The organism is Rhodococcus sp. KRD175, assembly GCF_017168275.1.
Classification (GTDB): Bacteria; Actinomycetota; Actinomycetes; order Mycobacteriales; family Mycobacteriaceae; genus Rhodococcoides; species Rhodococcoides fascians.
Genome location: NZ_JABFAQ010000012.1, coordinates 1 through 19,593 on the forward strand (window position 1 = coordinate 1; position 19,593 = coordinate 19,593).

Genomic DNA, 19,593 nt, shown 5'->3' on the forward strand with positions numbered 1-19,593 from the left:
CGCCTACCCCGACCCACCAGACAACCCGACCCCCGAACCAGAACCGACCAACGAAGAAGACGAGGAGCCGCCATTCTGAGTATCGGTGCGCTCTGCGGTGCCTACTCATGGCGGCCTCGCGAATTCTGGTCGCTGCCGACCGGCATACTCGATCCATGAGGTATTCACGTGCGCACACCCGCCCGAGGGCGCTGTCGTTGCACGGACGGATTCGAGTGTTGACGATGAGCCTGGCCGCGCTCGCCGTTGCGGTCAGCGCTCTGGCGATCTACCTCGTCGCAGAGCAGTCGCTTCGCTCGCAGATCATCGACCGTGTCGGCCGAAACAGCGATGCGCTGATCGCCAGCGCAGCGTCGGGAGTGCCGGCCGATCTGTTCGGGTTCGGGATCGAAGACACAGAAGGAACCGCGGTCAAAGTTGCGTTGATGACCACCGATGGCACCTTGGTGTCCTCGTCCAACGGCACCTACCCTTTCACCAACTCCGATGGTGGGCTCGACGATCCGGAGAAGGCGGTTACCGAGGGCCGCACCGATCGGTCACTGCGGGAGGTTCGCGGCTACTACATTTCCGCCGAGCGCACCGATTCCGGTGAGACGATCATGGTGGCCGAAGCCCTGAGCGGTACGTCACCACTGCTCGGAAAACTCACGCTTGCCCTGATCCTCGTCGGGGCGTTTCTCGTGGCCCTCGCTGGTGTGGCCGGCGCAGCCGTCGCTCGCACCGGACTTCGTCCGGTCAGACGGTTGCGTGCCGGAACGGAACGAGTGGCCAGGACGGGTGCCTTCGAGCCCATTGACGTCAACGGAGACGACGAACTGGCGTCTCTTGCCAACAGTTTCAACGAGATGCTGGCTGCGCTCTCGCGGTCGCGGGCACGACAGGGACAGTTGATAGTCGACGCCGGTGCCGAACTGATGGAACCGTTGACCGCGCTGCGCACCAACATCGATCTCTTGATGTCCCTCGACGGCTCGAATGCCCCGGTCATGCCCGACGAGCAACTGGACCGACTGCGCGTGGAGGTCATCGAACAGATGGACGTCATCATCGGACTGGTGCACGACTTGGTCGACCATGCCAGAGAGCCCGCACCTACCCAGCAGTGAGAACCCAGCAGTGACGGTTAGCTGTCGCCGCCGAGCCGCTCGCTATTGTCGAACGATGAATGCCCCTTTGACGATCGTGACCGGCGGCAGCCGCGGAATCGGAGCCGCAGTATCTCGGCGTCTCGTGGCCGATGGGCACGACGTCGTGATCGCCTACCGCTCGGATTCTGCGACCGCCGACGCAGTGGTGAACGAACTATCGAGCGCCGACCGAACGGTCGTCGCGATACGTGCCGACACCACCGACGAGCGGTCGGTGATCGATCTGTTCGCTGCTGCTGCCGAGATCGGCACTGTCACCGGGTTGGTGAACAACGCCGGATCGGCGCGTGCAGTAGGGACCCTGGCGAACAACGACATCGAGACGATCAGGGCAGACTTGGACGTCAACCTGCTCGGCGTCCTGACCTGCTGCAAGTACGCCATACACGCGATGGCCGACCACGGCGGTGCCATCGTCAACATCTCCTCCGCGGCAGCCACCATCGGAAGTCCCGGTATGTACGTGCACTACGCCGCGGCCAAGGCAGCCGTCGACACCTTGACGGTCGGTCTGTCCAAAGAGCTTGCCGCGCAGAACATTCGTGTTAACGCCGTCGCGCCGGGAGTCATCGAGACCGAGTTTCACAAAGATCGTGAGCGACCACGGAAGATGGCGTCGAGCATCCCCCTCGGCCGCCCCGGAGTGCCCGACGAGATCGCCGGCGCGGTGTCGTGGCTGTTGTCCGAGGATGCGCGCTACGCCACCGGAACGGTCGTCAGAGTCGCAGGCGGAATGTGACGGACACTCGGCATGCCGATCAGCGAGGCGGAAGTCGATGCAGCTCGACGTCTGTCAGCTCGCCGCCATCGGCAGCGGCGGTGAGGTAGGTACAGAACGGCTGCCGACGCCGGTCCGTCGGAGATCCGGGGTTGAGCAGCCGTAGACCGTTGTCGGCCGTCGTATCCCACGGAATGTGACTGTGTCCGAACACGAGGACGTCGGTATCGGGGTATGCGGTCGCCATCCGGCGCTCGCGTCCTGTCGCGGCTCCGGTCTCGTGGACGACGGTGAAGCGCACGCCGCCGAGTACCACGTCGGCACGTTCGGGCATGACCGCACGCAGCTCGTCGCCGTCGTTGTTTCCCCAGCAGGCGACCAGCGAACGAGATCGTTGCGAGAGTGCCTCGAACGTCGCGAGATTCACCCAATCGCCGGCATGGATCACCACATCGGCGTCGTCGACGGCGGCCCACACCTGATCGGGCAGCACTTTCGCTCGGGTGGGCAGGTGAGTGTCCGCGATGATCAGTAGCTTCACGTTTCGATTCTGCACCGGCGTCCTGCTCGATGACGCGCGGGCAGGCCGGAAGTTAATCAGCGAAAGTCTCTGGATCGGGACGCAACTCGCAGATCCATCAATTGCAGATGGTCTGCCACCACGGTCACCGCCCCCTCGGCATTCTGCACTTTGCCTCGAATGAGCAACGCCGGAGCGGTGATTGCGAGTTTGCGGTACTTCGCCCACAACCCCACCGAGCACACGACGTTGACCATGCCGGTTTCGTCTTCGAGGTTGATGAACGTGACGCCTCCCGCGGTTGCAGGACGTTGACGATGCGTCACTGCACCGCCGACGAGAACCCGGTCGCCATCGGGGATCTGCAGCAGCCGATTGGCGGGCACCACGCCGAGGGAATCCAGCCGATCCCGGAAGAACTGAGTGGGGTAGGAATTGGGTGACACTCCCGTTGCCCAGACATCGGCCGACGCCAGATCGAGGTCCGTCATACCCGGCAGCGCAGGCGCTTTCGTCGATGCGCCGACGCCGGGGAGCAGACCGGGCCGCTCCCCCGCGGCCGCTCCGGCAGCCCACAACGCCTCTCGACGAGTGATGCCGAAACACCCCAGCGCGCCGGCCGTGGCCAGTGCTTCCGCTTGCGCCACCGACAGTTCGACGCGTCCCGTCAGATCCAGAAACGAGGTGTACGGCCCGTGTGCGTCTCGCGCGTCGACGATCTTCTGGGCAAGTGTCGTCCCGATGAACTTCACGTCCGCCAAACCCATGCGGATCTCGAGACCGTCTGCCTCGAGATTTGCATGACCGAGACTGGCGTTGACGTCGGCACCGTGCACGACCACGCCGTGCCGTCTGGCATCGGCCACCAGAGACTGAGGTGAGTAGAAGCCCATCGGCTGAGCACGAAGGAGACCAGCACAGAACGCCGCCGGATGGTGCAGCTTGAACCACGACGAGTAGAAGACCAACGAGGCGAAGCTCTGCGAATGGCTCTCGGGAAAGCCGAAGTTGGCGAACGCCGAGAGCTTTTCGTAGATTCGATCCGCGGCTGCACCGGTGATGCCGTGCAGATCACGCATTCCGTCGTAGAACCGTCCACGAAGCAATTCCATCTTCTCCGGAGACCGTTTCGATCCCATGGCGCGACGCAGCTGATCGGCATCGGCGGCGCTGAAGCCCGCGACGTCGATGGCCATCTGCATCAGCTGTTCCTGGAACAGCGGCACGCCGAGAGTTCGATCGAGAGCTTTCTTCAGCGACGGATGATCGAAGGTGACCGGTTCGAGTCCGTTGCGCCGCTTGACGTACGGGTGCACCGAGCCACCTTGGATGGGACCGGGACGAATCAAGGCGACCTCGACGACGAGATCGTAGAAATTACGCGGCTTGAGCCGCGGAAGAGTGGCCATCTGGGCCCGCGACTCGACCTGGAACACACCGACCGAATCGGCCCGTTGCAGCATCTCGTACACCGCATGTTCGGACAGGTCGATCGAGGCGAGGTCGATCTCGATGCCCTTGTGTTCGGCGACCAGGTCGATCATGTAATGCAGAGCCGAGAGCATCCCGAGCCCGAGCATGTCGAACTTGACCAAACCCACTGCGGCACAATCGTCTTTGTCCCATTGCAGCACACTCCGATTCTCCATCGTCGCCCATTCCACCGGGCACACGTCGGCGATCGGTCGGTCGCAGATCACCATTCCTCCCGAATGGATGCCGAGGTGACGCGGAAAGCCCTCGATCTGACGGGCGAGGTCGAGAACGGAATCGGGGATCCCGTCGCCGTCCTGATCGCCGATTCCGGACCACCGGGTGATCTGCTTGCTCCACGCGTCCTGTTGCCCCTGGGAGAACCCGAGAGCGCGAGCCATGTCTCGTACCGAGGACTTCCCGCGATAGGTGATGACGTTGGCGACCTGAGCGGCATGGGTACGGCCGTACTTGGCGTACACATGCTGAATGGCCTCTTCCCGCCGATCCGACTCGATGTCGATGTCGATGTCGGGTGGTCCGTCGCGTTCGGGTGCGAGAAACCGCTCGAACAGCAACTTGTTGGCGACCGGATCGACATTCGTGATTCCGATGGCGTAGCAGACGGCCGAGTTCGCCGCCGAGCCTCGCCCCTGGCACAGAATGTCGTGGGTCTTGCAGAAATGAACGATGTCGTGCACCACCAGGAAGTAGCCAGGAAATTCGAGCCGCTCGATGATGTCGAGCTCGTACTCCAACTGCGAATATGCAGCCGGGTTCGCCGACTGCGGGCCGTACCGCCGGGCAGCACCCTCGAACGTGAGCCGCCGCAGGTAACTGATCTCGGTGTAACCGTCGGGCACCTCGAACGGTGGGAGACGAGGCGCGATCAGTTTCAGATCGAACGTGCATTCTCGACCCAGTTCGACGGCACCGCGCACTGCACCGGGATAGTGCTCGAACAACTCCGCCATCTCCGCCCCCGACCGCAGATGTGCACCACCCGTCGGTGCCAGCCACCCTGCCGCCTCGTCCAGACTGCTCCGGGCACGTACCGCAGCCATCGCCATGGCCAACCTTCGACTACGTGGACTGGCGTAGTGCGCCGCCGTGGTGGCGATCATCGGCAGACCGTACCGGCGAGCCAGCGCCGCGAGAGCGTCGTTGCGCTCGTCGTCGTCGGCAGTACCGTGCCTGGTGAGCTCGACGGTGACGCGCTCGGCCCCGAACCGATCGACCAGATCACGCAGCGCGAGATCGGCCGCCTCCGGCCCACCCCGCGAGAGCGCTTGGCGAACATGCCCTTTGCGACAACCGGTCAGGATCTGCCAGTGCCCTCCCGCCGATTCGGTGAGTTCGTCCACGTCGTACCGCGGCTCACCCTTGACTCCGCCGGCCAGATGCGCGGCCGCGATCCGACGCGACAGCCGCCGATACCCTTCCTGTCCGCGAGCGAGCACCAGAAGATGCGTACCGTCGGGATCGGTCGCTCCGGCCCTAGACCGGTGGGTGTCGAGCGACAGCTCGGCACCGAAGACTGTTCCGATGCCGAGGGCTCGTGCCGCCTCGGCGAAACGTACGACGCCGTAGAAGCCGTCGTGGTCGGTGATCGCAATGGATTCAAGTCCCAGACGCACCGCTTCCTCGACCATTTCCTCCGGCTGCGATGCTCCGTCGAGAAAGCTGAACGCAGAATGCGCATGCAATTCTGCGTACGGTGTCGACGGCCCCACCGAATCGGGCCGGCGACCCTGGTAGGCGTCGCGTTTGCGCGACCACGCCGGGCTGTCGCCCCCATCGCCTTCGACGACCGGCTTGGGGCGCCCGGAGAGGACTCGCTCCATTTCCGACCAGGTGGGCGGCCCGTCGTTCCATCCCATCGAGACCACCTCCTTCACACCGTCACATCGTCGAACACTTGTTCTAATGAGAACACGAGGGTCCGACACGATCAACTACAGTCGAATCGCTACTCACCCCTTCCACAGAGCCGGAGCACAGTTGTGACGCGTTGGGCATCGTTCGTCGTATCGCACAAGCGATGGGTGCTCGCCGTCGTCGTCGCGGTCGTAGCCGTCGGCGGCGTGCTGGGACTGGGCGTCTTCTCGAAACTGAGCGAGGGCGGATACGCCGACGCAGGCAGCGAATCGTCACAGGTCGCGCGGCTGGTCCAGGGCATCGGCCAACCGACCCCCGACATCGTCGCGATCTACACCGCACCCGACGGACGCACGATCGACGACATCGGACCACAGGTGCAGTCGACACTCGACGAATTCCGCAGCCGCTACACCCTCGGAAACGTGAACTCCTACTGGACCGCGGACCCGGTGACCAAGGAATTCCTGGTCTCGAAAGACCGAACCAAAGCACTGGTGACCATCTCCCTCGGTGCGAAATCGGGAGTTACGTTCAACACGTTCGGTGAGCTACCTCCACAACTCGTCGTCCCCGGCATCGAGTCGCAATTCGCCGGCGCATCGGTCGTGGGCGTCTCGCTCAGCCAAACCCTCGAGCGAGACCTCGTGCGCTCGGAGATCATCGCCGTCCCCATCACACTTCTGCTTCTCGTCTTCATCTTCGGTGGCGTGATCGCCGCAGCGGTACCGGTGTTCGTCGGAATTCTCAGTGTGCTCAGCTCGCTGGCAATCCTGCGGGTGCTGACCGAATTCACCGAGGTGAGCTCGTTCTCGATCAACGTTGCGTCGTTGCTCGGCCTCGGCTTGGCCATTGATTACGGACTGTTCATCGTCAGTCGATTCCGCGAGGAACTCCGCACTGGGTCGTCGTCGATGGAGGCGACCGTACGTACCGTGTCCACTGCGGGGCGCACCGTCGTCTTCTCCGGACTGCTGCTGATCTGCGCGTTCGCGGGCATGCTGGTCTTCCCGCAGGCGGTGATTCGATCCCTCGGTTTCGGTGCCATGGCCGCGGTGGCCAGCGCCGCCCTGCTGTCCCTGACCGCGGTGCCCGCTCTGCTCGCTCTTCTTGGCACTCGCATCAACTCCTGGACCTGGTCGCGTACCGCCTCGGACCGCAGTGACGCACGCGCACACAAGTTCTGGGGTGGTGTCGTCACCCGAGTGATGAAGAATCCAGGAATCGTCGCCGCCGTCATCGTCGCGGGCCTGCTGATCGTCGCCACGCCGATTCTGAAGGTCTCCCTGGGAGAGGTCGACTACACGGCACTACCGAAGAACGACCCGGCACGGGCGGCCTTCGAAACCCTCGCCACCGACTTCGAGTCCACCGGCGACGGTGCCACCGTGGTGCTGCGGGGTCTCGACGGCGTCAAGCCTCAGGGCCCGCCCGTTGCGGAACTGACCGCAGCGATGAACGCCACCCCCGGCGTTGCCCGAGCCGAATTCCTCGGATCCAAGGACGATCTGGTGGCATTCCAGGCGTCCTACAGCGAACCCAGCGACGGAACGACCGAGGCTCGGTCCCAATCGAATGCGGTGACTGCCCTCCGCGCGATCACTCCACCGGACGGCACCGAAATCCTCGTCGGCGGCGGACGCGCGAACGTCGACGACGGTAATGCCGCGATCGCGAAATGGCTGCCGGTGATGATCGCGATCATGGTGATCTCGACGTTGGTCCTGCTGTTCCTGGCCTTCGGCTCGATAGTGCTGCCGATCAAAGCAGTTCTCATGGCCGGGCTGAGCCTGGCAGCGACCTTTGGGGCACTGACCTGGGTGTTCCAGGAAGGTCACGGTGCAAGCCTGCTGGGAGTGACGCCCGGTCCGCTCGAGTCGACCTTCGTCGTACTCATCCTCGCAGTCATCTTCGGCCTGTCGACCGACTACGAAGTGTTCTTGATGTCCCGGATGGTCGAAGCGCGCTCGGCAGGTGCTTCCACCGAGGAGGCCGTCATTTTCGGAGCCCAGCGCACCGGACGCATCGTCACTGCCGCGGCCCTGATCCTGATCGTCGTCACCGGAGCGTTCACGATCTCGGGCCTGTCGATCATGAAGTTCCTCGGCTTCGGCGTGATTCTGGCGCTGATCATCGACGCCACCATCATCCGCATGCTGCTGGTGCCCTCCTTGGTCAAGCTCATGGGCGAAGCCAACTGGTGGGCCCCGGCGTGGATGAAGAAAGTGCACGAGAAGGCCGGTATGGGGCACTAGCTGTTCTTCTCGGGGACGTTGTGGACGGTCAGTCGCTCGATGGGTGACTTGCCGCCGATGCCTGTGTGGGGTCGGTGGTGATTGTAGTGATGGATCCAGTCTTGGTAGGTCGCCGCTCTGGCTTCGTCGGAGAGGTAGGTGTTCGCGTAGGCCCATTCCTGGTTGAGGGTTCGGTTGAATCGTTCGACTTTGCCGTTGGTCTGCGGCCGATACGGCCTGGTTCGTTTGTGTTTGATTTCAGGGCCTAGGGTCTGCGCGAACAGTGTTGAGCGGTAACAGGATCCGTTGTCGGTCAGCACACGCGTGATCGTGATGTCATGGGCTGCGAAGTAGGCTTTGGCGCGCTCGAAGAACCCCGAGGCGGTTTCTTTGCGTTCGTCACCGAGAATCTCCGAATACGCGAGCCGGCTGTGATCGTCGACAGCGTGATGGACGTAGGAGTAACCGCGGCCCTGTTTCTTGTTGTGCCGCTTTCCGATCGCGCGGCCGAGCTTGCGATGTCCGCCGCCGTCGGGGATTCGGCCGAGCTTTTTGATGTCGATGTGGATCAGATCACCGGGAGCGGGATGCTCGTAGCGATGCGGCTGCGGGCGTCGTACAGCAAGTCCGGTGTTCTGGTCGAGGTGGCGAAGCAGCGGCATCTTGTAGCGGCGTAGGACCGCTGAGACGGTGCTGTGCGGCATGTGCAGGTGGTAGCCGATGCGGTGTGGTCCCCACCGGCGGAGGAAGCGCAGGTTGATGATTCGGCGTTCGGTGCGGGTCGGTGTCCGGTTCGGGTTGTGGTGGGGTCTGCTCGAGCGGTCGGCCATTGCCGGTGGGCCGCCGGTGCGGTAGCGGTCGGCCCATTTCTTGGCTGTGGTCGGTGAAACCTGGAATCGTTCGGCCGCTCGGCGGATCGACCATCCGTCGTCGACGATCGATGTCGCGAGTTTCAATCGCCCCTTCGGGGTGAGCAAGGCATTAGCGTGTGACACGAGGACCTCTCGGTTGTCGGTGCAGTTGTGGTAACCACACCGATACCGGAGGTCCTCACCTATCAGTCGCTGCCACGCCGTCCACAACGTCCCTGCTCATTACAACTAGCCGTCAAACTTACCGAGGAGTAAGGTCGCCTCGCATGGCGAGCTACATCGTGACCGGCGGTACCGGGTTTCTGGGTAAGAACGTGCTGCCCCGACTTCTCGGACGTGATGCGGACGCCATCGTCCATGTACTCGTTCGACCGCAATCGGTCGCTCGACTCGAGAAGCTGGCCGACGATCTGGACGGCGGCGACAGAATCCGCCCACTGATCGGCGATCTCGTCGAACCCGGGCTCGGTCTGAAAGACGTTCCGGCCGACGTCGATCACATTCTGCATCTCGGTGCCGTCTACGACCTCACGGCGGGAGACGAGCAAACCCCGACCAATGTCGCCGGAACGGCGTCGGTGATCGACCTGGCGAAAAGGACCGGCGCTCGTCTGCACCACATCTCGTCGATCGCAGTGGCAGGTGACTACCGAGGGACGTTCTCCGAGAACGATTTCGACAAGGGGCAGAACTTTCCGACGGCGTATCACCGCACCAAGTTCGAGTCCGAGAAACTGGTTCGCGGCAGCTCCGCAGACTGGCGGGTGTACCGCCCTGCTGCCGTGGTCGGGCACTCCGAGACCGGCGCGACAGACAAGATCGATGGCCCGTACTACTTCTTTCCACTGTTCGCCGAGCTGGCTAAACTGCCTGCGGTCCTGCCGATCACGGTACCCAAGATCGGACACACCAACCTGGTTCCGGTCGACTACGTCGCGGACGCCATTGTGGAACTGGTTCACCGAGACACCCCGCCCGGCAGCGTTTTTCACCTGGTGAATCCGGAGCCTCAGTCGATGGCCGAGGTGTACTCCGCATTCTCTTCGGCTGCCGGATCCCGCGCCAGAATCGTCGACATCCCAGGGAAGCTGGTTGCCCCCGTGGTGTCACCCACATCCGCAGCGGTTCGGAAACAACGCAACGCTGCGCTTCGCGATCTAGGCGTGCCGCCGGTGATGCTCGATCATCTGACTCTGCCGACCGTCTTCGAGTCCGCATCGACACAAAAAGCATTGCAGGGCAGCTCCATCGCACCGCCGCCGCTGAGGACGTACGCCGACCGCCTGTGGCAATACTGGATGGAGAATCTCGACCCCAAACGCAACCGCCGAAACGACCCACGCGGTCCGCTGTTCGGCCGTCACATCGTCATCACCGGCGGGTCCTCCGGTATCGGCAGGGCCAGCGCCGAGGCCGCAGCGCGAAAAGGAGCGGTGGTCATCGTGCTCGCGCGCGGCCAAGATCAGTTGGACGAGGTCGTCCAGCAGATTCGCGCCGACGGCCATGTCGCTCATGGGTATTCGTGCGATGTCACCGACAGTGAGTCGGTCGAACGAACAGTGAAAGCGATACTGCACGACCACGGGCATGTGGACATGCTCGTCAACAGCGCGGGCCGATCCATTCGCCGCGCGCTCTACCGTTCCACCGACCGACTGCACGACTACGAACGCACCATGGCCGTCAACTACTTCGGCGCGATTCGTGTGGTGTTGGCGCTACTGCCGCACATGCGCGAACGCAGCTTCGGGCATGTGGTCAACATCTCCAGCGCTGCAGTACTGGGGCACCCTCCTCGGTTCTCGGCGTACGTGGCGAGCAAGGCAGCACTCGACGGTTTCACCGATGTTGCTGCAGCAGAGACGCTCTCGGATGGAATCACCTACACGACCATTCACATGCCGCTGGTGGACACCCCGATGATCACCCCGACGGGCGACAAGAACGTCGGCACTGTCTTCTCACCGGAGAAGGCAGCCGCGATCGTCATCCGCGCGTTGAGCGACAGGCCGAAGCGAATCGACACCCCACTGGGAACACTCGGACAGTTCGGGGCCATCTTCAGCCCCAAAGGCAAAGATCGCACGATGCATCAGCACTACCGAAAATTCGCCGAGTCGGCCGCCGCCAAGGGCGAAACGCCGGTACCCGTCGAAGACGGGAAAGTGCCCTATCGGGTTCGGCCGTACGACCCGTCGACCCCCAGCGCGCGTATAGGCAAGGTCGTCCGCCGCATCGGCAGGTTGGTACCCGGCACCAGTTGGTGACGTGCACGTCAGGGGGCCACGGCAGTCCACCGGAGGAGAAGGCCATGCTCGAGGGATTGGGAGACGCGTACGCCGAATACATGGCACGCTCGAAACGATTGGTGCCCTTCGTCTTCTAGCCTGGTTTTTCCTCAGCGCAACAGAGCTCTTGCCCACACTCGCAGAAATCCCTGACTCAGGTATGTCAATGAGCCGATGGCCAGTATCCATTTGACGGTGCTGACCACGGTGGTGGCCCGTACGACGGTGTCGGAGATCTGTTCTCGGTTGTCCACCAGTATCAGTCCGACGATGTTTTCGATGTAGTCACCGGCAGCGGAGGCCACGGGAGCGAGAGCCAATGCCGTCGTTACTGCAGGGCTCAGCGGAGTCTTCGCCGCCAAGCTCCTCGCACCCGCACGCAGTGCGATGGCATAGATGGCAGGGTGGACGAAGTCGGGCAGATAATGACTGCGGAAGCGGGCGATCTCCGTCTCGTCCATGCTCGCCAGAATCTGCCGGTACCGCTGTTCGGACCAGGCCGTCTGCACGGCAAGCACTTTCGGTGCCGCGGGCCCGAGCAACCGGGCGATATTGGCCTGGGAGACGACGAACAACGCCGACCATCCCAGCAGCTTCCGATCCAGCACAGTCAGCGACATGAGAGCAGATTACTGCGTCAGAAATGGACGAACTACCGCTTCGAAGGCTGAGTAGCCATCGCGGTGGATGCTGTGTCCGGTCCTGAATGCCTCCACTCGACAGTTCGGAATGCTCGCTACCATCGCGTCGAGCCGAACCGGATCGACCATGCCGCCCGGACCTCCACGAAGTACCAACGTCGGAGCAGTGATGTCGGCCAACGACTCCCACCACCGCGGGTTCGGCCGACGGAACTGCTCGAGAGCAGTGGCGGTCATCGATCGATCGAACGCGAGTACCGCACGGGGATGCAGAACAACGCTGGTCGCCGCATGCCAGAGTTCGGTGACCGACGGCATCCGCCCGGTCAGGGTCGGCGGGGCGTCCCCGGGCCTGATCGGTATCGGAAGTTCTTCGAGAACCAGGCGTCGGACGAGAGACGGGCGACGCTGCGCCACGAGCGAGACCGCGTATCCACCGAGTGAATGCCCGACGAGATCGACTTCGGTGAGCCCGAGGTGATCGATCAGGGCGAGGAGATCACCGCCGAACATGTCGAACTCGTACGTGGGCGTGTGGGCACTCTTGCCGTGCCCTCGGAGGTCGACGGTGATCACCCGACGACCGTGCGCGGTCAGAGCCCGAGCGAAGCGATCCCAGGTTCCACTGTCTCCGCCCATGCCGTGCACCAGCATCACCGGCGCCGCACTCGTGTGTTCCAGCGGCGCGAACGAGCGATACGCGATGTCGACGCCATCGAGGTCGACCGTCTCGGACATCATCTGCATTTCCCCGACGGTAGCGGTTCCTACTCGTAGATTCCTTCCACCCGCCACAGACCGTCGGCGAACACCAGCAGCAACGCCCTTTCGTCGTCGAGCACCACCTGTGCCCGCGCCGTCGGCCCCGTCGATCCTTGCCCGCTGTCCCACCACCGTTCGTCGACGGGCCACGGCCCGGCCAGGCCCGTCAACTCCCATTCCTTGGTCCCCCACCGCAATCTCTTGGGCGGCGCATCGAACACACCGCGGTCGGTGACGCCGATTCCCGAACCCGCTCGATTCATCAGCGTCACTGCCGGGCGTGTCTCGATCACCGCTGCCGGTGCCGGCTCGGGTAGTCGGCCAGGCCACGGGGCCGATGGATCGGACAGCGGCACCAGCTCGTCTCCCAGTGGACGCAACGTGATCCGCTCGGCCGGCCCGCGTCCACCGCTGAGAACACCCCCGAGCACCGATTCGCCACCGAGCAGACCCTGAACGCGTACCAACGCCCGACGCGCCCTGTCGTCCTCGTCACCGACACTGCCCCACAAGCCCAGCTGCAACTCCCCCGCTGCCACCACTTCGATCGGCTCGAGGCGCAGGACGGTGATCGCCGACGTCGGCTTGTTCTCGCTGCGTCCGGTGATCCAGCCGTCGAGTTGCCACCGCACGCGATCAGCCGTGCCCTCCGGCGTCAACGGCTCGGCGCACCGCCAGATTCGCGACAAATTCTCACCGTTGCCGGTACTGGCGTGCACCAGCAACCGAGTGCACGCAACAGCAGCCGCAGCGAGCTTGGTGTGCAGCTGCTCGGCCAATGCGCGCCCGGCGAACGCGGCTGCATCCACCCGATCGATCGGCGGATCGCACAGATACTCCACATCCAGGTCGGGAGGCAGAGCACGGGCAGACGGCGGCCTTTCGGGCTCACCGCGGGCACTGCGATGCGCCAGTACGGCATCGGTACCGAATCGCGATGCCACATCCGACGGAGACAGGGCAGCGAAGTCCCCGATTCTGCGTAAACCCAAGCGGTGCAACAGATCCACCAGTTCACCACGATCGGCTGCGGCCATACTGGGCTCCGCCGAGAGTTCGGCGATCGGTAACGGCGAAAGAAACCCGGCACCACCGCCGCGCGGCACCACCTGTGCGTACCGCGCGGCGACGACTGCGGTGGACAACTCGTCGGCAATCCCGATCTGACATTCGACACCGGCAGCCGACGCTTCGTCGATCAACCGCTCCGCGGCGCGATGCTCGGTACCGAAGTACCGTCCGACACCACGCGCTGCAAGAACCAACAGGCCCGGCCGCAGCACTTCGACGCCGGGGGCAATGGCCGCGACAGCCGAGACCACGGGCTCGAACAGGCGTGCATCACGATCGGTATCGGCAACGGCCACATGCACGTCGGGGCACCGCGCCTGCGCCTCCCGGCGACGTAGGCCGCGCTTGATGCCCGACGCCCGTGCCGTGGCCGAGCAGGCGACGACCCGGTTGGCCGACGTGACGACCACCGGATGCGTCGCCGGTAGATCGGCCTGAGCTGCTGCGGCGACGGCAGGCCAGTCGGGACACCACAGCGCCAGAACACGGTTGGACTGGCCGGTACTCATGTCGAGACCGCGATCGACAACGGATTCGACTCCTGCTGTTCGGCATGCCATTCGATACGGCCGTTCTCCGCACGCAAGTCGAATCGAACCGTACGAGGACGCATCGCTTTGCCCCGCGCGCACACCGACAATCGAACCCCACGCAGCCGGCCACGCCCCAGCTCACGGCCTGTGCCGAGGCCGTCGTAACCGTGCACCGACGCGTCGAGTCGTAGCTCGGCTCCGTCCCAGTGCCCGTCGGTCACCACCAACGTCGACCCTTTGCTGCGGGCGCGCGCCACTACTGCCCTGGCCCGAGTCGGTGGTACCGACAGGCCACCGAGACCGAGGACGACGAGATCGACACCGTCGAGCAGGATCGCCGCCACTTCCACCGGGTCGGGGCCGGGATCGGGAATCAGAGCCAGCTTGCTCAGCTGCGCGCCCATCTCCACCGCAGCCAAAAGTCCGAAGCGGGGCTGACCTATGACGGCGACATGCCCGCCGGCACCGGTCACCGCGGCTACCAACCCGATCAACAACGAACCGGCACCGGACACCGAGGCCACCGTTCCGCGCACCAGACCACCGTGCGGAAGAACCTCCATCAGCGCCGACGGCACCGGAAGAACAGGCCGCCTACGGGTCGGTACCGACACCTGCTCCGAGCTGTCGACGACGTCGGATTCGGGGTCGGAATCGGGGTCGGTAGGGCGGGGACGAACGGGAGCAGAATTCTCGATGCGCACCGAGGCCGTTTCACCGCGAGACGGTACGGCAGCCATCCGACTGCGTAGCAGCGCCACCCGCTCGGGAAGCGACAACCCGTCGAGCGCATCCGGCGGTACGGAAGCCTGTGCTGCAGCCTCGGAAACAGACATGTCACTCCCCTTCACTGCATGAAAAATCGAGCCGAAACACCGGTGTTCGACGGACGCGGGAAGTGACGTATTCGAACACAATTTCGATCTGCACCCAGTAAAGCCGTTCGGACGGCAACTCGTCAAGGCGATGCCGTAGCCCCTGGTAGAGGCGGTAGTACTGCTGCTGCGGGCACACCGCGGCATCGTCCACTAACCTGTGGACGTGACCGATCAGCAGCGTGTTCGACGGGGAGTCGGGCCCGACTACCTCCTCGCCGGCAGATACCGTCTCGCCGGCAAGCTCGGCGGTGGCGGCATGGGCGCGGTCTGGCTCGCCACCGACACCCTTCTGCACCGGCAGGTGGCCGTCAAACAGGTCACCTCCACCACCCGATTGACCCCGGAACAGGCAGTGGACGTGCGCAACCGGGCCATGCGCGAAGGACGGATCGCGGCCCGCCTGTCGAGCCCACACGCCATTGCGATGCACGACGTCGCTCTCGTCGACGGCGAGCCGTGGTTGATCATGGAATACCTGTCCTCACGCAGCCTCGCGCAGGCGCTCGGCGTCACCGACTCACTACCACCGTTCGAAGTCGCTCAGATCGGTGCGCAGATCGCCGACGCCCTGACCGAAGCACACGACGCCGGAATCGTGCATCGCGACATCAAGCCGGGCAACATTCTGATCGCCGACCGCGGCAAGGATCTGGGCATCGTCAAGATCAGCGATTTCGGCATCTCTCGAGCCAAGGGTGACGTGGAGGAAGCCGACGACAGCGTCATCACCGGCACCCCCGCATACTTCGCCCCCGAGGTCGCCCGCGGCCAGGACCCCACTGCGGCCAGCGATGTGTTCTCCCTCGGTGCCACGTTGTACACCGCAATGGAAGGTGCGCCGCCCTTCGGCATCGATCACGATTCGATTGCGCTCCTGCACCGAGTTGCCAAGGGGCAGATCATCTCTCCCACTCGCAGCGGAGACCTCACCGGCCCACTACTGCACATGCTCGAGCCCGATCCAGCTCGACGCCCCACCATGGCGCAGGCCCGTGACGAGATCCTTCTTGCCGCAATAAGCAAGCGCGGCACTATCTCTCAGTTGCGCGGAGTACCTCTGACCTCAGCGGACGGCGTCGTCCCCGCCTGGGCGAGACGGTCGACTCCCGTCTCGGAATCTCGTCGACCGTCCCGAGAATTCGGACGCACCATCGCCGGTCTGCCCGCCGTGCAACCGGGAGAAAGCCGAACGGATCCGACTCCCTCCTCGTACTCACCGCCGCCGTTCGACCTGCCGAAGAAGAGAAAGAACCCGGTCCAGGACGCACTCATGCGCATCGAGGACGTCATCGGCGACCGGACGTCCATCCCGGCGACGGCCGTCCTCGGCGGACTCGTCGTGGTCGTGATTCTTCTGATCCTGGCCGTCGTCCTGTTGCTGTAACAACTCCCGCGCAGTCCGTCCGTTCAGCCGAGAACCGGCATCACCAACGTCGTCAGAGCACCGTCGACCGCGGAACGCACCAGCATCGGTTGATTCGGTGCAGCGATATCGAGCATCAGATCCGGTCCGACGGCCGATGCGACGGCGGCCTGCAGAACGGCCGCATCGAAGAACACAACGCTCTGTGAACCGGTCACCCGTGCAGGAACCGGAACACCATCGACCGAGAACCCGCCGGGCCCGGCCTCGATGCGCAGGGTACCGCCGTCGACGGGAACGAAATCTCGTTGCAGCACAACCCTCGTCACGGTCGGAGCCAGACCGTCCATCATCGTGCGCCAGTCGGGGAATTCACCGTCGACCGTGTTCACCGCCACCCGAGAACCGTCGGAGTCGATCACCATCGACTCGTCGGTTCGCGTCAGCACGAGGGTGCCCGAGGCGGGGACGGCCGCGAGGCATCCGACGGCCACGATTCGCGACCACGGTAATCCGGGCGAGCACTGCGTGACGAGACTGCGCGTGGACAATCGATACCGATCCGTCGCGGTGAGGGTGACACTGCTTCCGTCCACCTCGATCAGTACGCCCTGCAGTACCGGAAATTCTTGGCTCACCCCGGCCGCCGACGAAACCTGCGCCATCGCCGAGGCCAAATCCTCGGCTGATACCGTTGCCGTGCAGTATTTTTCGTCGAACAACCGGCGAATCGACACTGCTGCCTCGGCTGCCGCCCGCGCCTGTGCAGCCAGAGCTTCGACGTGTCGATCCACGATTTCGATGGCGGTAGTTCCATCGCCGTCGAGGGCAGCGGCAACCTTGTCGAGTGGCAACCCGATCTCGCGCAGCTGGCGAATGATGTTCGCCCGCTTCGATTGTGCGCGGGTGTAGTAGCGATAGCCCGATTGTGCATCGATGGACGCCGGGGCCAGCAACCCGCAGTCGTCGTAGAACCGCAGGGCGCTGGGGGTCAGCCCGCTCTCGCGCGCGAACACACCGATGGTCAGGAATTCTTCGTCCGAATCAGTCATGCCGAAATCCTGAAGCTTCGCGTCGGTCGAAGGTCAAGCCCAACGCAGACGGCCTAATCGATTCGACGCTTGTGCGCCCACCGCGTCAGTGCATTCCTGTTCGATTGTTGGGTCTTCCGAAGAACATTGGACGCGTGCGTTTCGACGGTTTTGACCGAGATGAACAGATCCTCGGCGATCTCGCGATACGTGTAGCCGCGCGCCAGCAACCTCAGCACTTCGAGTTCACGGGGCGTCAAAGAATCCAATTCCGGATCCAACGGCGGCTCGGGAGCTGCGCTGCGGCCGGTGAACGAGTCGAGGACGAAGCCGGCCAGACGCGGGCTGAACACCGCGTCTCCCCCGGCTACGCGTCGGACGGAATCGGCCAGTTCCGAGCCGGAGATGGTCTTGGTGACATACCCCCTCGCGCCGGCCCGGATGACGGCGATGACGTCCTCCGCTGCGTCGGACACGCTGAGCGCCAAGCACACCGGGCCCTCGGCGATTCGGTTGAGCACGGCCACTCCACCACCGTCGGGCATGTGCACGTCCAGGAGCACCACGTCGGGCTTGGTGGAATCGATCCCCGACACCGCCTCGGCGACTCCGCCTGCTTCCCCGACGACGTCGATGTCCGCCTCACGGCCCAGCTCGGCGCGTACTCCCGAGCGAAACACCGCGTGGTCGTCGACCAGAAAAACGCGGAAAGGGTCGGTCACGTCGGCTGCTCCTGATGGTTGGATTCGGATTCGGTGGTCACTGCCCCGCCGTTGCGTGGCATGAAGATTCGTACTTCGGTTCCCTTACCGACTGTGGACCGCACCTGTACGGAACCGCCGCGGCGTTCGATTCGTCCACGGATGGACTTGGCCAGTCCCTGTCGGTCCTCGGGCACCGCGGACTCGTCGAAGCCCGTACCGCGATCGCGGACGAACACACTGACCTGCTCGGGTTCGGTTTCGGCGAACAGATCGATGTTGGTCTCACCGGAATGTTTGGCCGCGTTGACCAGAGCTTCACGAGTGGCCCCCAGCAGCGCAGTGAAGCTCTCTCGCGACAGCCCCGATTCGACGTCGTCCGGCAACAGGTGCACGTCCCCGACCGTGATGGGACGGACCGTCACGCCGTGTTGATCCTCGACCTCGCCGGAGATGGTCTTGAGCGCATCGGCCAAGCTCGAATTGTCGGTGTCGCCGCCGTCGAACAACCACTTGCGCAGTTCTCGCTCCTGCCCACGCGCCAGCCGCATGACCTCCTGCGGCCGATCCGCCTGCTTCTGAATGAGCGCCAACGTCTGCAGCACCGAATCGTGCAGATGCGACGCAATCTCTTCACGTTCGTCGTTTCGGATACGCGCCGATCGCTCGGCCCCGAGCGCACGCCAGGTCCGCAACCAGATCGGCACCGTCAACAGACCGACACCGACGAGGGTGACCACCACGGCCAACAGGGACGACCGAAGCGACGCGAGATCGACGCGGGCCAACACCACCACGGCCAGGCCCAGGACGATCAACGTCGCGCCGCCGACGACACGGGCCCAGCTGAGCACGGTCGGTTGCTTGGGCAGCCCCAGCGCCGTCCGCGGCCCCTCGGCATCGAATTCTCGCCACACCAGGGCAGCACCGACGACGACCACGACGACCGGCACGACAACCGATGCCGCAGTACCACTGAGCAACCAGGCCAGCCCGACGGCGAGTCCGAGGCCGATGGCGGCCAGTCCCAATGCTCGTTGCCGCTCGGTAGCGCTCGGGCGTGCCGTGTCGTCACCGACCGGGGTGAACATCCAAATCAGGCCGTACGCAACGATCCCTGCACCGGCTGACGCCGCGAGCAACGCGAACGCCACCCGGATCTTGAACACGTCGACACCCAGATGATCGGCGAGTCCGCCCGCGACGCCGCCGACGATACGACCGCCGCCGCGGCGCCGATACGGTGCGGGGGCCGACCGTTCCAACGCTGCACGAGAAGCCGAACCCGACGCAACGACAGGGTGCGGCGGGAGCGGACGGGTCGACGGCGCAGCACCGGGCGCGGCGGACGCGCCGACGGCGGCGTCAACGGCTGGATTGTCGACAGGGTGCACGCCCACGATCCTGGCACGGCCGAGGGCGGTACCGCATCAGGGTTCGCCCTGATCTTTCGGCCTGCAACAGACCCGGGTGCAAGTC

Annotated in this window: 15 protein-coding genes; 5 read left to right on the plus strand and 10 right to left on the minus strand. The window is 64.3% G+C overall.

Annotated elements, in window-relative coordinates:
- Positions 1 to 155 precede the first annotated feature (155 nt).
- Both J1M81_RS17980 and J1M81_RS17985 read left to right on the plus strand, forming a co-directional pair.
- A complete protein-coding gene (locus tag J1M81_RS17980) occupies positions 156 to 1,109 on the plus strand; it encodes a HAMP domain-containing protein (RefSeq protein ID WP_206498519.1) in 954 nt (317 codons plus the stop codon).
- Positions 1,110 to 1,164: 55 nt separating this feature from the next.
- Positions 1,165 to 1,890, plus strand: coding sequence for an SDR family NAD(P)-dependent oxidoreductase (locus tag J1M81_RS17985; RefSeq protein ID WP_206498520.1), 726 nt, complete (start codon positions 1,165 to 1,167; stop codon positions 1,888 to 1,890).
- Between the two features lie 19 nt (positions 1,891 to 1,909).
- On the opposite strand, the gene J1M81_RS17990 is transcribed toward J1M81_RS17985, so the two are convergent.
- Both J1M81_RS17990 and J1M81_RS17995 read right to left on the minus strand, forming a co-directional pair.
- Positions 1,910 to 2,410: a metallophosphoesterase gene (locus J1M81_RS17990; RefSeq protein WP_206498521.1), complete on the minus strand. Its 501-nt coding sequence runs from the start codon at positions 2,408 to 2,410 to the stop codon at positions 1,910 to 1,912.
- A gap of 56 nt (positions 2,411 to 2,466) precedes the next feature.
- Positions 2,467 to 5,742, minus strand: a complete 3,276-nt coding sequence (locus J1M81_RS17995; protein ID WP_048319898.1) for an error-prone DNA polymerase — start codon at positions 5,740 to 5,742, stop codon at positions 2,467 to 2,469.
- A 123-nt stretch (positions 5,743 to 5,865) separates the two neighbouring features.
- Between J1M81_RS17995 and J1M81_RS18000 the strand changes: the two genes are divergently transcribed.
- Positions 5,866 to 7,995 carry an MMPL family transporter gene (locus J1M81_RS18000; RefSeq protein WP_032387027.1) on the plus strand — a complete coding sequence of 710 codons (2,130 nt, stop codon included), beginning with the start codon at positions 5,866 to 5,868 and terminating at the stop codon, positions 7,993 to 7,995.
- Here the strand turns inward: J1M81_RS18000 and J1M81_RS18005 are convergent.
- Positions 7,992 to 8,969, minus strand: coding sequence for an IS481 family transposase (locus J1M81_RS18005; protein ID WP_206498522.1), 978 nt, complete (start codon positions 8,967 to 8,969; stop codon positions 7,992 to 7,994). The two genes, J1M81_RS18000 and J1M81_RS18005, sit on opposite strands and share 4 nt — an antisense overlap.
- Before the next feature lie 143 nt (positions 8,970 to 9,112).
- Between J1M81_RS18005 and J1M81_RS18010 the strand changes: the two genes are divergently transcribed.
- Positions 9,113 to 11,113 (plus strand): SDR family oxidoreductase, encoded by a 2,001-nt coding sequence (locus J1M81_RS18010; RefSeq protein WP_206498523.1) that lies wholly within the window; start codon positions 9,113 to 9,115, stop codon positions 11,111 to 11,113.
- A gap of 131 nt (positions 11,114 to 11,244) precedes the next feature.
- Here J1M81_RS18010 and J1M81_RS18015 read toward each other — a convergent pair whose 3' ends face one another.
- The 4 genes from J1M81_RS18015 to J1M81_RS18030 are packed head-to-tail and all read right to left on the minus strand — an operon-like array spanning position 11,245 to position 14,977.
- On the minus strand, positions 11,245 to 11,754 hold the full coding sequence (locus J1M81_RS18015) for a hypothetical protein (RefSeq protein ID WP_032387025.1): 510 nt from the start codon (positions 11,752 to 11,754) through the stop codon (positions 11,245 to 11,247).
- A 9-nt stretch (positions 11,755 to 11,763) separates the two neighbouring features.
- On the minus strand, positions 11,764 to 12,522 hold the full coding sequence (locus tag J1M81_RS18020) for an alpha/beta fold hydrolase (RefSeq protein WP_032393324.1): 759 nt from the start codon (positions 12,520 to 12,522) through the stop codon (positions 11,764 to 11,766).
- 20 nt (positions 12,523 to 12,542) lie between these two features.
- Entirely contained in the window at positions 12,543 to 14,117 is a 1,575-nt protein-coding gene (locus tag J1M81_RS18025) for a DNA polymerase Y family protein (RefSeq protein WP_206498524.1), read from the minus strand.
- The gene (locus tag J1M81_RS18030) at positions 14,114 to 14,977 is read right to left on the minus strand and encodes a hypothetical protein (RefSeq protein ID WP_032387024.1); all 864 of its coding nucleotides are present in this window, start codon (positions 14,975 to 14,977) and stop codon (positions 14,114 to 14,116) included. The genes J1M81_RS18025 and J1M81_RS18030 overlap by 4 nt, the downstream gene beginning before the upstream one ends.
- A 205-nt stretch (positions 14,978 to 15,182) precedes the next feature.
- Between J1M81_RS18030 and J1M81_RS18035 the strand changes: the two genes are divergently transcribed.
- Positions 15,183 to 16,403: a serine/threonine-protein kinase gene (locus tag J1M81_RS18035; RefSeq protein WP_206498525.1), complete on the plus strand. Its 1,221-nt coding sequence runs from the start codon at positions 15,183 to 15,185 to the stop codon at positions 16,401 to 16,403.
- A gap of 23 nt (positions 16,404 to 16,426) precedes the next feature.
- On the opposite strand, the gene J1M81_RS18040 is transcribed toward J1M81_RS18035, so the two are convergent.
- The 3 genes from J1M81_RS18040 to J1M81_RS18050 are packed head-to-tail and all read right to left on the minus strand — an operon-like array spanning position 16,427 to position 19,379.
- Positions 16,427 to 17,434, minus strand: a complete 1,008-nt coding sequence (locus J1M81_RS18040) for a MerR family transcriptional regulator (protein ID WP_206498526.1) — start codon at positions 17,432 to 17,434, stop codon at positions 16,427 to 16,429.
- Positions 17,435 to 17,487: 53 nt separating this feature from the next.
- Positions 17,488 to 18,135, minus strand: coding sequence for a response regulator transcription factor (locus tag J1M81_RS18045; RefSeq protein ID WP_027496373.1), 648 nt, complete (start codon positions 18,133 to 18,135; stop codon positions 17,488 to 17,490).
- Complete coding sequence (locus tag J1M81_RS18050; protein ID WP_045842100.1) at positions 18,132 to 19,379, minus strand: sensor histidine kinase; 1,248 nt, start codon at positions 19,377 to 19,379, stop codon at positions 18,132 to 18,134. Before J1M81_RS18050 ends, J1M81_RS18045 begins: the two co-directional genes overlap by 4 nt.
- Positions 19,380 to 19,593: the final 214 nt, after the last annotated feature.

Coding starts and splice junctions, on each gene's coding strand:
- J1M81_RS18040 (WP_206498526.1), bottom strand. CDS start 17,434: ATGACTGATTCGGACGAAGAATTCCTGACCATCGGTGTGTTCGCGCGC.
- J1M81_RS18010 (WP_206498523.1), top strand. CDS start 9,113: ATGGCGAGCTACATCGTGACCGGCGGTACCGGGTTTCTGGGTAAGAAC.
- J1M81_RS18030 (WP_032387024.1), bottom strand. CDS start 14,977: ATGTCTGTTTCCGAGGCTGCAGCACAGGCTTCCGTACCGCCGGATGCG.
- J1M81_RS17995 (WP_048319898.1), bottom strand. CDS start 5,742: ATGGGATGGAACGACGGGCCGCCCACCTGGTCGGAAATGGAGCGAGTC.
- J1M81_RS18020 (WP_032393324.1), bottom strand. CDS start 12,522: ATGCAGATGATGTCCGAGACGGTCGACCTCGATGGCGTCGACATCGCG.
- J1M81_RS18015 (WP_032387025.1), bottom strand. CDS start 11,754: ATGTCGCTGACTGTGCTGGATCGGAAGCTGCTGGGATGGTCGGCGTTG.
- J1M81_RS17985 (WP_206498520.1), top strand. CDS start 1,165: ATGAATGCCCCTTTGACGATCGTGACCGGCGGCAGCCGCGGAATCGGA.
- J1M81_RS17980 (WP_206498519.1), top strand. CDS start 156: ATGAGGTATTCACGTGCGCACACCCGCCCGAGGGCGCTGTCGTTGCAC.
- J1M81_RS18025 (WP_206498524.1), bottom strand. CDS start 14,117: ATGAGTACCGGCCAGTCCAACCGTGTTCTGGCGCTGTGGTGTCCCGAC.